The following is a 13,339-nucleotide window of genomic DNA, read 5'->3' as shown; positions in this document are numbered from 1 at the left end:
TCAGAGCTTGTCGAGCGGGTTGACCGCGGCCCACGCCACGACGGTCGGCACGATGATCCACACGAGCACCAGCAGGATCGAGGCGATCGTGGCGAACAGCTTGGCCCGGTCGCGAGGTGGGTTGCCGGCGTCGCCGATGACCTCCCAGAGCGCCTTGAACGACGCGTCGAGCGCGATCCGCGTACGACTGCGGGCGATCCCGGCGGCGCGGAGGATGCACCAGAACATGCCGAGCCCGATCACGAAGAACGCCGCCGCGAACGTGTACTGCGCCCATGTGTCGCCCGTCAGGCTGTTCTTGATCACCGAGAGGAGCCCGGAGATCGCCGCACCGCCGACGAGGAATGCCGGGAGGGGGAGCGAGGACTTGTTGAGGTCGTTGGTGATCGTGTCGACCTGGATCCGGGCGGTCGCCAGCAGCTGGTAGTCGTCAGAGCCGACGGGGCTGTTGGCCTCGCGCAGGGCATAGAGCTGTCGGAGGTCCTTGACCAGCCGCTTCTGGTGGCTCCGCACGATCGCCGTGATCAGGAGCTGGACGACCTTGTTGGCGACCGGCTTGATGAGGCGCGGCACCTTCAGCGCCGACGGCTGACGAGCGCCGTTGCGGTCGAACACCTCGAGCGCACGCATCGCGCGGCGATGGGCCTCGTCGAAGCGGGCCGGATGCTTGAGCGGCTGGCGGCTGCTGAGCTCCTGAAGCATCTGGTCCTCGATGACGCCGGAGCTGCCGAACTTCTCGAGCACGGCGTTGGCCTCGGTCTCGTCGTGCTCGCGGAACAGCCGCAGCGAGTCGAGCCGTGAGGTCAGCTCGTCGAGGAGCAGGCTCTCCTCCTCGCGCAGCGGTTCATCGATGGCCATACGGCGAACGGTAGACCCAGGAGAGGTTCAGTGTCCCCGGTATGCCCTCTGGTTTCAGTCCTGACGAGGAGCAGCCGTGCTCTGACGGACGACGAGGCGCGTGGGCACGAGGGTCACGCCGGGTTCGCTGACGCCGTTCTCCACCTGGTCGAGCGCGTCGGCCACGCACAGCCGGCCCACCTCGGCGAAGTCCTGATGGATCGTCGTCAGCGGTGGCAGGTAGGCGGCGGAGTCCGGCAGGTCGTCGAACCCGACCACCGAGACGTCCTCGGGCACGCGCCGCCCGCCCTCGTGCAGGGCGTTCATCAGGCCGAGCGCCATCTGGTCGTTAGCGACGAACACCGCGGTGACCGACTCATCCTGGAGCAGCTGCTGCCCCGCGGCGTATCCGCTCTCGGCGGACCAGTCGCCACGCAGGATGTCGGGGACCGGCCGGCCAGCCGCCTCGAGGGTCTCTCGCCAAGCGGCCAGACGGCGCTCGCTGGCGAACGACTCCTCGGGGCCGGCAACGTGCCAGACGGTCTCGTGGCCCAGCGACAGCAGGTGCTCGACGGCGAGCCGGCCGCCGGTTGACTGGTCGGTGTCGACGACGGGATAGCGGTCGCCGGCGTTGGAGTCCACGACCACGACGGGCGCGCCGGGCGGCAGGCCGACGGTGGCGGCGTCGAGGAGGTGGATCTCCATGATCACGATGACCGCGTCGACGGCGAGCTCCTCGAGCCGGCCGAACGCCCCGATCACCGCCGCCTCGGTCGGCATCGCCACGGGGATGAGCGTGATGCCGTAGCCGCGCGCGGTTGCCTCGGCGGCGATGCCCTCCAAGGTCTTGCTGTTGCCGACGTTGGCCAGCGAGAACAGGATCACGCCGATCGTGTGGAAGCTGCCCCACTTCAGGGCGCGTGCGGCGCTGTTGGGCCGGTAGCCGAGCTCTCGCATCGCAGCCTGCACGAGCTCGCGCGTGGCAGGGATGACCCCGGGGTGCCCGTTGGACACGCGTGACACCGTTTGTGAGGAGACGCCGGCCAGCTTGGCGACGTCCGCCATCGACACACGCCGGGGTCGGGATGTGCCATTCGAGACGGGTTCTAACTCGCTCACAGGTCTTGACGTTCCTTCCTAGGGGTGTAACGTAACGCGCGTCACAACGATGTTTACGTAAACATAGGCGGTTTCGCGCCTCATGTGAAGCGAACAGGCCGAAGGGCCGAGGAAAGGATCGAATCTGATGGTTGCCACGGGAACAGTGGTCGCACCGGCTGACACGGTCGCGGCGTCCTCCCGTCATTACCGTCGCTCGTGGGCGGGATGGGGATTTCTCGCCCCGTTCGCCCTGGTCTTCACGGTGGTGTTCCTCGCGCCGATCGCCTACTCGATCTATCTCAGCCTCTTCCAGGACCGGCTCATCGGTGGCAACAGCTTCGTCGGGGCGGACAACTACAAGCAGGCGCTCCAGGACCCGGCGTTCTGGGAGTCGGTGCGTCGCGTGGCCCTGTTCCTCGTGGTGCAGGTGCCGATCATGTTGTTCCTCGCCCTGCTGGCTGCGCTGGCCATCGACGGCGGCCGGCTCTACGGCGCCTCGCTGTTCCGCATCGCGATCTTCCTCCCGTACGCCGTGCCGGCGGTCGTCGCGACTCTGATGTGGGGGTTCATGTACGGCAGCCAGTTCGGCCTGATCGGGAGCATCAATGACTCGCTCGGGCTGTCGCTGCCAGATCCCTTGGGTCCAAAATGGGTGCTCGCGTCGATCGGCAACATCGTCACGTGGGAGTTCATCGGCTACAACATGCTGATCTTCTACTCCGCGCTGCGGGTCATCCCGGCGTCGCTCTACGAGGCGGCCGCGATCGACGGCGCGAGCGAGCTCCGCATCATCCGTGCGATCAAGCTGCCGGCGATCCGCGGTGCCCTCGTGATCGCCACGATCTTCTCGATCATCGGCAGCTTCCAGCTCTTCAACGAGCCCAACATCCTCCACTACGTCGCGAAGAACGCGATCAACACCCAGTACACGCCCAACATGTACGCGTACTCGTTGTCGTTCTCCGGCCAGCAGTACAACTACTCGGCGACCATCGCGATCATCATGGGCCTGCTGACGATGGTCATCGCCTACACGGTCCAGCTCCGCGGCATGCGAAAGGCCCTCTGACATGGCGACGACCACTGCCCTCCGGCCCAAGCAGCGAGCGCGCGCGGCGCACTCCTTCGCCAAGCCTCGCCGCAGCCCGCTGCTCACGGCGCTGACGGGCCTGATCCTGATCTACAGCCTCGTGCCGCTGGCCTGGCTCCTCATCAACTCGACGAAGTCGCAGGAGAGCCTACTGTCGTCGTTCGGCCTGTGGTTCGGCGACGGGTTCTCGTTGTTCTCCAACATCAAGGACACGTTCACCTACAACGACGGCATCTTCCTGCGCTGGTTCGCCAACACCCTCCTGTACGTCGTGGTGGGCGCCGGTGGCGCGACGATCCTCGCGGTGATGGGCGGCTACGCGCTCGCCAAGTTCGACTTCCCGGGCAAGAAGGGCGTGTTCGCTGTCGTGCTCGGAGCCGTGGCGGTGCCGGGTACGGCCCTGGCCGTCCCGACGTTCCTGATGTTCAGCAAGATGGGCATCACGGACACGCCGTGGGCCGTCATCATCCCGTCACTGATCTCGCCGTTCGGGCTCTACCTCATGTGGACGTTCGCCACCGACGCGATCCCCACCGAGCTCATGGAGGCCGCCAAGGTCGACGGGGCCTCCGAGCTGCGGACGTTCTTCCAGGTCTGCCTGCCGATGCTGGCGCCAGGAATCGTCACGGTGCTGCTGTTCTCGATGGTGGCGACGTGGAACAACTACTTCCTGCCGCTGATCATGCTCAAGGACCCGGACTGGTACCCCCTGACGGTGGGTCTCAACTCGTGGAGCCAGCAGGCCCTGACCGCAGGTGGAGACGTGATCTTCAACCTGGTCATCACCGGATCGCTCCTGACGATCCTGCCGCTGATCGCGGCCTTCCTTCTTCTGCAGCGCTTCTGGCAGTCCGGGCTGTCCGCAGGGAGCGTCAAGGAGTAGGTCAGCTCGGGCTGGCCACCACAGTTTCGAACCAACGAGAGGAAACGCATGAACACCAAGCACGGGAGACTGCTTCGCGCAGTCGCCGTCTCCGTCGTGGCAGCGCTCGCCCTTGCGGCGTGCGGCGGCTCCGACGGCGACAAGTCGAGCTCGACCGGGGGAGCGGCCGACGTCAAGGCCGCGCTCAAGAAGGGCGGGACGATCACCGTCTGGGCCTGGGAGCCGACGCTGACCAAGGTCGTCAAGGACTTCGAGGCCGAGCACAAGAACGTCACGGTCAAGCTCGTCAACGCCGGCACCGGCAACGACCAGTACACCGCGCTGCAGAACGCGATCAAGGCCGGCAAGGGCGTCCCGGACGTCGCGCAGATCGAGTACTACGCCCTGCCGCAGTTCTCGCTCGCCAAGTCCGTCGCCGATGTCAGCTCGTACGGTGCCAGCGGCCTCGACAAGACGTTCACGCCCGGCCCCTGGGCGTCGGTCCAGCAGTCGGGCGGCATCTACGGCCTGCCGATGGACTCCGGACCGATGGCGCTGTTCTACAACAAGACGGTCTTCGACAAGTACGGCGTCGCGGTCCCCAAGACGTGGGACGAGTACGTCGACGCGGCCCGCAAGATCCACAAGGCCGACCCCAAGGCGTACATCGCGAACGATGCGGGTGACGCGGGCTTCACGACGAGCCTCATCTGGCAGGCCGGCGGCCAGCCGTTCAAGGTCGACGGCGACAAGGTCAAGATCGACCTTTCCGACGCCGGTTCCAAGCGGTTCGCCGACACGTGGCAGAAGCTGCTCGACGAGAAGCTGCTCGCGCCGACGCCGTCCTGGAGCGACGGTTGGTACAAGGGCCTGGCCGACGGCAACATCGCCACGCTGACGATCGGCGCATGGATGCCGGCCAACCTCGAGTCCGGCGTCAAGGCCGGTGCGGGCAAGTGGCGCGTCGCGCCCATGCCGCAGTGGGAGGCGGGCGCCAACGCCACGTCGGAGAACGGCGGAAGCTCGCTCGCGATCCCGACGGCCAGCAAGAACAAGGCGTTGGCCTACGCGTTCATGGACTATGCCACCGCAGGGCAGGGCGCGCAGACGCGTGTCGACGCGGGAGCGTTCCCGGCGACGACCAAGCAGATCAGCGACCCGGCGTTCGTCGACAAGAAGTCGGCCTACTTTGGTGGCCAGGAGATCAACAAGGTGCTGGCCGCGTCTGCCGCGGACGTCGTCAAGGGCTGGTCCTACCTGCCGTTCCAGGTCTACGCCAACAGCATCTTCAACGACACGGTCGGCAAGGCGTACGTGTCGAAGACCAAGCTCGCAGACGGATTGGCGGACTGGCAGAAGAAGTCGGCCACCTACGGAGACCAGCAGGGCTTCACCGTCAACTGACGGCCGTACGCGCATGGGCTGTGAGGGCTCCTCGATCAGGGGCCCTCACAGCCCGCACACGGCACACCTCCCCTCACCCCACGAAGGACCGGCATGACATTCGCGATCGGCGACCACGACTTCCTGCTGCACGGGAAGCCGTTCCGGATCCTGTCCGGTTCGATCCACTACTTCCGGGTCCACCAGGACCATTGGGCCGACCGGATCCGCAAGGCCCGGCAGATGGGCCTCAACACCATCGAGACGTACGTCGCGTGGAATGCGCATGCTCCCCGGGAAGGCGAGTTCGACCTCTCGGGCAACCTCGACCTCGGGGCGTTCCTCGACGCCGTGGCTGCCGAGGGCATGTATGCGATCGTCCGGCCGGGCCCGTACATCTGCGCCGAGTGGACCAACGGCGGCCTCCCGGCGTGGCTGTTCGGCGACGGCGCCGGGGTGCGCCAGGACGAGCCCCGCTACATGGCTCACGTGGACCGCTATCTCCAGCAGCTCGCGCCGGTGCTCGAGCCGCGGCAGATCGATCGAGGCGGGCCGATCATCCTGGTGCAGGTCGAGAACGAGTACGGCGCGTACGGGAACGACAAGTCCTACCTGCGCAAGCTCGTGGCGATCAACCGTCGCATCGGCGTCACGGTGCCGCTGATCTCGGTCGACCAGCCGGTCGACGACATGCTCGAGAACGGCAGCCTGCCCGAGCTGCACCGCACCGGCTCATTCGGCTCGCGGTCGCGCGAGCGCCTCGACACCCTGCGCCGCCACCAGCCGACCGGGCCGCTGATGTGCTCGGAGTTCTGGGACGGCTGGTTCGACGACTGGGGCAGCCACCACCACCTGACCTCGGTGGAGGAGACCGCCCGCAGCCTCGATGAGCTGCTCGAGCGCGGCGCCTCGGTCAACATCTACATGTTCCACGGGGGTACGAACTTCGGTTTCACCAACGGGGCCAACGACAAGGGCACCTATCTGCCGATCGTCACGAGCTATGACTACGACGCACCGCTCGACGAGGCCGGCAACCCGACGCAGAAGTACTGGGCGATGCGTGACGTGATCGCCAGGTACGCGCCGGTGGGCGACGAGAAGCCCCAGTCCGCCCCCGAGCCGCCGTCGTTCACCACACCGCTGCGCAGCGTCCTGCCGCTCTGGAGTGTGCTCGACGTGCTCGGCGACTGGACGACCCACGACACGCTGCCGACCCTCGACTCGCTGGGTCACTACGACGGGTTCGCGCTCTATCGCACCACGATCGACGTGGCCGGCCCGGCGATCCTCCGGATCGACGAGGTACGCGACCGCGCGCAGGTCTTCCTCGAGGGCGACGGAATCGGCTTGCTGGCCCGTGACCACCACGACACCGCTCTTCCGCTGCCGGCCGCGGCCAAGGGCAGGCTCGACCTGCTCGTCGAGGACCAGGGCCGGGTCGACTACGGCCCCCGCATCGGTGAGCCGAAGGGCCTCATCGGCGAGGCGAGCATCAACGGCGAACCGCTGCGGGGCTGGTCGGTGCTGCCCCTTGACCTGTCCGCCATCGATCGGGTGTCCCGCGCCCTCGAGTCCGCCGGCGCTCCGGCGGTCATGGCCGGGCCGGTCTTCGCCGGAGCCACGTTCGACCATCCGACGACCGGTGACCTCTACCTCGACACCTCCGCATGGGGCAAGGGCGTGGTCTGGATCAACGGGTTCTGCCTGGGTCGCTACTGGTCGAGGGGGCCTCAGCGCACGTTGTACGTCCCGGGCCCGGTGCTGCGCGAGAGCGGCAACGAGCTCATCGTGCTCGAGCTCCAGGCGGCGTCAGCCAACGAGGTGTCGTTCGTCTCCGCCGCCGACCTCGGTCACACGGAGGCCTGAGCGTCGTCAGCGGCCTTCGGGTGGGGCCTGGCGCTTGCTCTCGGCCGCGGCCTTGAAGATCGTCAGGACCCTCGTCGACGCCGCGGCGATGATCGCGACGGGCAGCACGGCGTACGCCCAGCCCTTCGACAGCTCACCTCGGTCGACCAGGACGAGGACGACGATGACCGCGACGACGACGGCGGCGATCACGAGCATCGCGATCCACCAGCTGCCCCGGGTCATGCCGAGCTTGTTCGATGAGCGAGTCACCCCTCAGGCATACCCACCCGTCGCGCCGCTCACACGCCCGCGGCTCAGGCTTCGTCGGTGACGGGGTCCTGCGGATGATGCGCCTCGGTCCAGCCCATGGCCTCGAGGCGCTTCTCGAGCTTGCGGCCGGCTGTCGAGCTCATCCGCGAGGAGAGCTCGTCATCAGGGATCGGCGATTCGTACTCGAAGTTCTTGCGCTGTCGTGCCACGGCCCCCAACCTCCCCATAATCGTCACATCACAGAGATTTCGCAGCCGAGACTAGAGCGGCTTGGTTCGACTTTCAAGTCCGGTGTCCGGGCCACGTCTGCGCAGGTCGGAACCGGTTCAGCGGCGGCTGGCGGGGTATGCCTGAGGGCACGCTGACGAGAGGAGAAATCTCATGACCGAGACACCCGTGCCGCCCGCAGACCCCAACTCCACGCCCGAGGACCCGGACGCCGCACCGGCGCCCAATCCAGGTGAGGATCCGGGGGGCACCCACCCTCCGGCCGACCCGTACACGGGGTCAGAGCCCGCACCCGGGGCCGATTCGGGCCAGGGCGATCCCGTCGACCCGGTCCAGGAAGGAGCTCCGGCGACCGGCCCGGAGGCGCCCCAGCCACCGACCGGCTGACCGCTCGTTTCGGCGCCCGTGGTGACGGGTACGCCTGCGGTCACGACACCCATGCAGGAGGTTGAGTCATGACGCAGGCGAACGTCGAGACGTACTTCGAGGGGACGGAGTGGCACTGCCGGGTCCAGGGGGACCAGCAGCCCTTCCACACCTCCGACACCAAGGAGCGGGCCGTCCGGGCCGGCCGTGACGAAGCGCGCGCCCGGAAGGTCGAGCACATCATCAAGGAGAAGGACGGCTCGATCGGGTCCAAGCACTCCTACGGCAACGACCCCAGCAACGTACCCGGGTAGGTACCTCCCGAGGTTCGGTCAGGCCGCGCGGGCTCACAGCTTCAGCTGGAAGTCCGCGCGGTCAGCGATGTGCTGCGCATACGCGCGGACGGTGTCGGGTGGCAGCTCGATGCCGATCGCCGACAGCGAGCGCTGGACCTCGGGGACGACGTCCGTCACGTCCAGGCCCGAGAAGCTCTTGCGGAGGGACTCATCGGCGGTCTCGAGATCCCTGGCGGCCTGAGCGAGGGACGCGTCGTCGGTCGTCACGGTGGTTCGCATCCCACGACCGTACGACGGCTGGGTCGGCTCGGCGCGTCGAAGCCACGTCACCGGCGCTGGGCGAGCACGCCGGCGCGGAGATACATCTCGGCCGCCGCCGCGGTCCTGACGCGCAGGTAGTCTCTGGCGGTCGGCGAGTCGCCCATCAGGTTCTGCAGCGAGGCCGACACGGCGACGTCCGGGACGATCCTGCGGTCGTCGAACGCCGCCACGGTGTCGTGCAGCACCGCCGCCATGCTGGCGTTGCGGCGCACGTCGCCACGGCCGTCGATCGGAGCGGGCCGCGGTGCGATCACCGGCGGCAGCTCGGGTCGGGACCGGAAGCGATCGCGCAGCCGTCGGGCCGACACGGGCGGCCGGGCGGCGACCGGCGGCGGGGGATCGGCCGGGAACACGTCGGGGAACGCGTCTCGCAGCAGCTGCTTGTACGCCAGTCCGCCCAGTCGCTCGTCCAAGGGTTTGGACATCCAGTGCCGGACCCAGCGCGGGTCCTCGAAGGGTGAGAGGGACACGCGATAGGCGCCGCTCGCGACCGACCTCACGATCCCGTTCTGCCGGAAGCCGAGGTGCACGAGGTCGTACAGCGTCAGCCCGGCGAAGCCGTCGAGGAGGTCCTTGTGCAGGTCGATGAACTCGTCGAGCATCGCGATCAGCCGCTCGCGTCCTCGCATCGGTGTCAGGGCCAGGTTCTTGGCGTGCTCCTTGTCGAGGAATGCCGCCGACGTCGCGGTACCGTTCCTGCGGTTGTCGCTCCTGGGTAGGTGCGAGCCGGAGGAGACCCCTCCGAGGTAGCCCGACAGCACGAGCCGGTCGCCGATTGCGTCTGCCATCGCGCCGAAGATCGCAAGCGCATCAATGGGTCCCAGGGAGCCCCACCGCTCCCAGGTTCCGACACCGGCCTTCGTGATGGTCGGCAGGTCCCACTCGATCAGGTCGGGGTCCAACCGCTGATGGCGCACACCAAGTCGTTCGCAGGTCATCGTGGCGGCAGCCGCGTCCGGGAACGTCGCCGTGCCGAACGTGATGCAGCTGATCGCGTCGGCGGGAAGGACCCTCAGCGCCGCGCCGAGGAGCGCGCGTGAGTCCAGGCCCCCGGTCAACGGGATGACGACCTCTGACCGGCCTTTCGTGCCGTCCTCGATGATCTGGCACAGCAGCTCGATCGGGTCCTCGACCAACGGTGCGTCCGGGACCAGGAGCTGTCGGACGTACGCGCTCGCGGCTTCGGCGTCGGGCACGAAGTAGAGCGACAGGTAGTCGTCGAGCGCATGAGGGAGACGTGGCGACACAAGGCCTCCACCGTAGGGCCAGAAGCGGTCGGTCGTCCGGCATACTGCCGGATTTGGGGGATGGAGATGGAACGGACAAAGCCCCTGCCGAAGCAGGGGCCTTGTGGATGGTGGGCGATACAGGACTTGAACCTGTGACCTCTTCCGTGTCAGGGAAGCGCGCTACCAGACTGCGCCAATCGCCCGTGCAAAATTCAGTTGTGATCATGCTGTTGCTCGAGGTGGGTACGGGATTTGAACCCGTGTAAACGGATTTGCAGTCCGTTGCCTCGCCTCTCGGCCAACCCACCGCTGGATGGGTATGGAGACCCGCTTCCGAGCGGACAACGAGATTCGAACTCGCGACCCTCACCTTGGCAAGGTGATGCTCTACCACTGAGCTATGTCCGCACTGCCTCGAATTGAGGCGACACGAAACTTTAGCCGATCAGGGCGGCCGAACCCAAACCGGGGTCGGGGTAGCGTGACGGCATGAAGACATGGTTGAACGGCGACCTCCTGCAATCCCCGGAAGCACCGTCGATTAGTGCCCTCGACCACGGGATCATCGTCGGCGACGGAGTGTTCGAGACCATCAAGATCGAGGACGGCCAGCCGTTCGCGTTGACGCGTCACCTCGACCGGTTGGTGCGGTCCGCTGAGGGTCTCGGCATCGGCAAGCCGGACGTCAGCGCCATCCGCGAAGGTGTCGCCGCAACCATGGAGGGTCAGGACCTGTCGTTCGGCCGCATCCGGGTGACGGTGACCTCGGGCCCGGGGCCGTTGGGCTCGCCGCGGGGGAGCGCAGGGCTGACGCAGGTCGTCATCACGGAGCCGTGCGAGCGTCCGCCGTCGGTCAGCGCCATCGCGACCGTGCCGTGGCCCAGGAACGAGCGCGGAGCCCTGGCGGGCCTCAAGACGACGTCGTACGCCGAGAACGCCCTGATGGTCGAGCACGCGCTCGCTCGCGGCGCCTCCGAGGCGGTCATGCCCAACACCGTCGGGATGCTGTGCGAGGGCACCGGGTCCAACATCTTCTACGTCGTCGGCGAGCAGCTCATCACGCCGACGCTGCAGGCCGGCCCGCTCGCGGGCGTCACGCGTGCGCTCGTGCTCGAGTGGTGCGCCGCCGAGCTCGACGTGGTCGAACGCGATGCGCCGATCGACGTGCTGCGGACCGCCGACGAGGTGATCCTCGTCGGCACCACGAGGGATGTCCAGGCGATCTCGCGCGTCGACGACCGTGACGTTGCGGCACCGGGGCCGATCACGCGCAAGGCGCAGGAGATCTGGGCGCGCGAGTCGGTCAAGGACGTCGATCCCTAGACCAGCCTCGTTGGGAGCCCGCCCGGTCGATGGGTTAAGGTTTCTGACGCACGCGGGCGATTGGCGCAGTGGTAGCGCGCTTCGTTCACACCGAAGAGGTCACTGGTTCGAACCCAGTATCGCCCACCCGTGAGATTTGGCCCCTGACCAGCAGAGATGCTGGTCAGGGGCTTTTCGCGGTGGCTTACGTGATCGCGATCGCTTCGGCCGGCCGACCGAGTGCAAGAATTGACAGCGGAAACCCGCCTCCTTGTTTGGGGCGGGTTTCCTTGCGCCAGCTGTTTGCTCAACCGGCACGTCGTGAGAATACCCAAGCAATCGCAGCCGAAATGTGACATGCACCGCACCAGTGGAAAGCTCAGCCGCCCTCGGCTCCCGTCGAGGAGTGGGACTCGCCCACGGCCTTGCTCTCGGCGCTGCCGCGCTGGCGCAGATAGATCGCCAGGACGGCCATCGACCCGACGGCGAGGAACTCCGACTGCCAGTTCTGCAGCGTGCGGGCCCAGAAGTCGGGGTTGTGCAGGTAGGCCCCCCACGAGATGGCGTCGAGCCGGTCCTGGAGGCGGGTCTCGTTGAACGCCGCCCAACCGGCGATGGACTGCGCGAGCCACGACACGAGGAAGATCGTGCCCATCACGATCGTCAGCGACCACGAGAAGATCGACGTGCGCACACCTCCGGCCTTGGCCCACGCCGGGGAATCGTCCTGGGTGTAGCGGCCGAGCTTCTGTTCCTTGTCAGTACCCATCCCGCCGTGCGCCGGAGACTCCGGAGATCCCTTCTGGACGAAGAAGACGGTCGCGAGGATGTAGAGCAGGAACTGCAGGTACTCGCTCTGCCAGTTCTCGGTGACGTCGACCGCGAAGTCCGCAGACCGCAGGTATCGACCGAGACTGATCTCGGCCATCCCGGACGCAGTCTGCGAGTCGTTGAACTGCGCCCAGCCGGCGAAGGTCTGGCCGATCAGCGCGGCGAGGAAGATGACGAGGAAGAACAGGCTGAGTGCGTTGTTCCGCACGAACGTACGCATCGGACCTCCTAGGCGTGGACCAGGCCGGTGGTGAGGAAGTACGCGAGCCCCACGCAGATGATGAGCAGGTAGACCACGAACACGGTGCGCATCTGGCTAGCCTCCTTGGACCTGGCAGTCGTACGGCGCGTCGGCCTGGGGCGAGCAGCCGGCGGCAGTGACCTTCCAACCGTCGCTGAACTCGCCGAGGAACACGACGTCCTCGTCGTAGCGGACCTGTGCTGCGGTGCCGTAGACCTTGACCGCGACGACGCGGCCGGTGTCGGGGATGCCCGCGTCCATGACCGCGCTCTCGCACGAGTCGCCGGACTCCGCGAGCTGTTCCTGGGCGTCGTCGCTGAGCAGGTCGCATGCAGCACTGCCATCCTCGGCCTGAAGGCTGGCGTGCAGCCGTTCAGCGGTACGAGTCGCCGCGTCGTCGTTGCCCGAGGAGCAGCCGGAGAGCAACGCACTGGCAACGAGGGACGCAGCGATGATCGACGTTCTCACGACTCAGGGCATACCCCCCGAAGCGCGCCCCGAACCGCTTGACCGCAGCGCGCGCGGGTACGGCAGGCGCCCAACGAGAGGAGCGACAATGACGACCGCACCCGATGACCCGCTGTCGACACCAGAGCAACCCGACGCCGAACCGCAGGAGGCGCCGCAGGTCTCCGAGCCGGACGTCGAGGGCGACCCCGACCTCGTCGCACCGGACCCCGTTGAGGACGCCTGAACGGACGAACGCCCCGCGACTCGCACGAGTCGCGGGGCGTTGGTGTGTCTGTCAGTCGGGCTCGGCCGGCCGGTCACCCTCCGGCGGGTTCTCCTCGACCTCGTGCTCGGGGTCGGGCGCGAGTCCGGGATCCATGTCGGGCTCCTGGCGGCGGACCGGGTCGCTCGGGTCGATCGTCATGCGTCGCCTCCGGTCCCGTCAGCGTCCGGGTTGGTCACGCTGGGCTCGGGGATCACGGTGGACCCGCCGTCGGGATTCGACGAAGGGGTGATCTCGGGATCTTCGGTGGGCCTGGCCTCTGGATCGGCGCCCGGCTCGAGGGGTGACTCGCTCATGATGCTCTCCCTTCCATCGCCGGCCTGGAACGAGATCGGCGGGCTGGAGAGTCTGCGTAAGCCTCCAGCCCGCCCGATATCTCGACTGCCGGTCGAGGACCG

The 13,339-nt window shown here is 67.4% G+C and carries 18 protein-coding genes and 4 tRNA genes; 9 read left to right on the top strand and 13 right to left on the bottom strand.

Annotation, left to right across the window (positions count from 1 at the left end; all coding sequences use genetic code 11):
- Complete coding sequence (locus ASC61_RS18110) at positions 1 to 858, bottom strand: hypothetical protein (RefSeq protein ID WP_056214468.1); 858 nt, start codon at positions 856 to 858, stop codon at positions 1 to 3.
- A gap of 54 nt (positions 859 to 912) precedes the next feature.
- Complete coding sequence (locus tag ASC61_RS18105) at positions 913 to 1,902, bottom strand: LacI family DNA-binding transcriptional regulator (RefSeq protein WP_056215906.1); 990 nt, start codon at positions 1,900 to 1,902, stop codon at positions 913 to 915.
- A 181-nt stretch (positions 1,903 to 2,083) separates the two neighbouring features.
- Here ASC61_RS18105 and ASC61_RS18100 point away from each other — a divergent pair, with 181 nt between their 5' ends.
- The 4 genes from ASC61_RS18100 to ASC61_RS18085 all read left to right on the top strand — a co-directional run bounded on the left by ASC61_RS18100 (position 2,084) and on the right by ASC61_RS18085 (position 7,142).
- Entirely contained in the window at positions 2,084 to 3,007 is a 924-nt protein-coding gene (locus tag ASC61_RS18100; protein ID WP_056214466.1) for a carbohydrate ABC transporter permease, read from the top strand.
- A gap of 1 nt (position 3,008) precedes the next feature.
- Positions 3,009 to 3,911, top strand: coding sequence for a carbohydrate ABC transporter permease (locus tag ASC61_RS18095; protein WP_056214463.1), 903 nt, complete (start codon positions 3,009 to 3,011; stop codon positions 3,909 to 3,911).
- 48 nt (positions 3,912 to 3,959) lie between these two features.
- Positions 3,960 to 5,294, top strand: coding sequence for an ABC transporter substrate-binding protein (locus ASC61_RS18090; protein WP_056214461.1), 1,335 nt, complete (start codon positions 3,960 to 3,962; stop codon positions 5,292 to 5,294).
- A 93-nt stretch (positions 5,295 to 5,387) separates the two neighbouring features.
- Positions 5,388 to 7,142, top strand: a complete 1,755-nt coding sequence (locus ASC61_RS18085; protein WP_056214458.1) for a glycoside hydrolase family 35 protein — start codon at positions 5,388 to 5,390, stop codon at positions 7,140 to 7,142.
- 6 nt (positions 7,143 to 7,148) lie between these two features.
- On the opposite strand, the gene ASC61_RS18080 is transcribed toward ASC61_RS18085, so the two are convergent.
- On the bottom strand, positions 7,149 to 7,367 hold the full coding sequence (locus tag ASC61_RS18080) for a hypothetical protein (protein ID WP_157439552.1): 219 nt from the start codon (positions 7,365 to 7,367) through the stop codon (positions 7,149 to 7,151).
- A 71-nt stretch (positions 7,368 to 7,438) separates the two neighbouring features.
- Positions 7,439 to 7,603 carry a hypothetical protein gene (locus ASC61_RS19845; RefSeq protein WP_157439551.1) on the bottom strand — a complete coding sequence of 55 codons (165 nt, stop codon included), beginning with the start codon at positions 7,601 to 7,603 and terminating at the stop codon, positions 7,439 to 7,441.
- A 172-nt stretch (positions 7,604 to 7,775) separates the two neighbouring features.
- On the opposite strand from ASC61_RS19845, the gene ASC61_RS19840 reads away from it, so the two are divergent.
- Both ASC61_RS19840 and ASC61_RS18075 read left to right on the top strand, forming a co-directional pair.
- Positions 7,776 to 8,009 (top strand): hypothetical protein, encoded by a 234-nt coding sequence (locus tag ASC61_RS19840; RefSeq protein ID WP_157439550.1) that lies wholly within the window; start codon positions 7,776 to 7,778, stop codon positions 8,007 to 8,009.
- A gap of 68 nt (positions 8,010 to 8,077) precedes the next feature.
- A complete protein-coding gene (locus ASC61_RS18075) occupies positions 8,078 to 8,302 on the top strand; it encodes a DUF2188 domain-containing protein (protein ID WP_056214453.1) in 225 nt (74 codons plus the stop codon).
- 33 nt (positions 8,303 to 8,335) lie between these two features.
- Here the strand turns inward: ASC61_RS18075 and ASC61_RS18070 are convergent, their stop codons facing one another.
- From ASC61_RS18070 to ASC61_RS18050, 5 genes are all read right to left on the bottom strand, one after another.
- Positions 8,336 to 8,563: a hypothetical protein gene (locus ASC61_RS18070; RefSeq protein ID WP_157439549.1), complete on the bottom strand. Its 228-nt coding sequence runs from the start codon at positions 8,561 to 8,563 to the stop codon at positions 8,336 to 8,338.
- Between the two features lie 47 nt (positions 8,564 to 8,610).
- Positions 8,611 to 9,852 carry an asparagine synthase-related protein gene (locus tag ASC61_RS18065; RefSeq protein WP_056214447.1) on the bottom strand — a complete coding sequence of 414 codons (1,242 nt, stop codon included), beginning with the start codon at positions 9,850 to 9,852 and terminating at the stop codon, positions 8,611 to 8,613.
- 108 nt (positions 9,853 to 9,960) lie between these two features.
- Positions 9,961 to 10,037: transfer RNA gene (locus ASC61_RS18060), tRNA-Val, on the bottom strand.
- Between the two features lie 34 nt (positions 10,038 to 10,071).
- Positions 10,072 to 10,142: transfer RNA gene (locus tag ASC61_RS18055), tRNA-Cys, on the bottom strand.
- 28 nt (positions 10,143 to 10,170) lie between these two features.
- Positions 10,171 to 10,242, bottom strand: a tRNA-Gly gene (locus ASC61_RS18050).
- A gap of 81 nt (positions 10,243 to 10,323) precedes the next feature.
- Here ASC61_RS18050 and ASC61_RS18045 point away from each other — a divergent pair.
- Positions 10,324 to 11,157: an aminotransferase class IV gene (locus ASC61_RS18045; RefSeq protein WP_056214445.1), complete on the top strand. Its 834-nt coding sequence runs from the start codon at positions 10,324 to 10,326 to the stop codon at positions 11,155 to 11,157.
- Between the two features lie 54 nt (positions 11,158 to 11,211).
- Positions 11,212 to 11,283: transfer RNA gene (locus ASC61_RS18040), tRNA-Val, on the top strand.
- 232 nt (positions 11,284 to 11,515) lie between these two features.
- Here the strand turns inward: ASC61_RS18040 and ASC61_RS18035 are convergent.
- On the bottom strand, positions 11,516 to 12,187 hold the full coding sequence (locus tag ASC61_RS18035) for a DUF6766 family protein (RefSeq protein ID WP_056214442.1): 672 nt from the start codon (positions 12,185 to 12,187) through the stop codon (positions 11,516 to 11,518).
- A 96-nt stretch (positions 12,188 to 12,283) separates the two neighbouring features.
- Positions 12,284 to 12,676 (bottom strand): hypothetical protein, encoded by a 393-nt coding sequence (locus ASC61_RS18030; protein ID WP_056214438.1) that lies wholly within the window; start codon positions 12,674 to 12,676, stop codon positions 12,284 to 12,286.
- Between the two features lie 88 nt (positions 12,677 to 12,764).
- On the opposite strand from ASC61_RS18030, the gene ASC61_RS19835 reads away from it, so the two are divergent.
- Entirely contained in the window at positions 12,765 to 12,902 is a 138-nt protein-coding gene (locus ASC61_RS19835) for a hypothetical protein (RefSeq protein WP_157439547.1), read from the top strand.
- A gap of 51 nt (positions 12,903 to 12,953) precedes the next feature.
- Here the strand turns inward: ASC61_RS19835 and ASC61_RS20400 are convergent, their stop codons facing one another.
- Both ASC61_RS20400 and ASC61_RS19830 read right to left on the bottom strand, forming a co-directional pair.
- Complete coding sequence (locus ASC61_RS20400; protein ID WP_268750619.1) at positions 12,954 to 13,082, bottom strand: hypothetical protein; 129 nt, start codon at positions 13,080 to 13,082, stop codon at positions 12,954 to 12,956.
- Positions 13,079 to 13,237, bottom strand: coding sequence for a hypothetical protein (locus ASC61_RS19830; protein WP_157439546.1), 159 nt, complete (start codon positions 13,235 to 13,237; stop codon positions 13,079 to 13,081). The genes ASC61_RS20400 and ASC61_RS19830 overlap by 4 nt, the downstream gene beginning before the upstream one ends.
- Positions 13,238 to 13,339: the final 102 nt, after the last annotated feature.

Origin of the sequence: Aeromicrobium sp. Root344 (assembly GCF_001425755.1) — a bacterium.
Classification (GTDB): Bacteria; Actinomycetota; Actinomycetes; order Propionibacteriales; family Nocardioidaceae; genus Aeromicrobium.
Note: the sequence above shows the minus strand (reverse complement) of the source record. Positions and strands in the feature narration are given on the sequence as shown.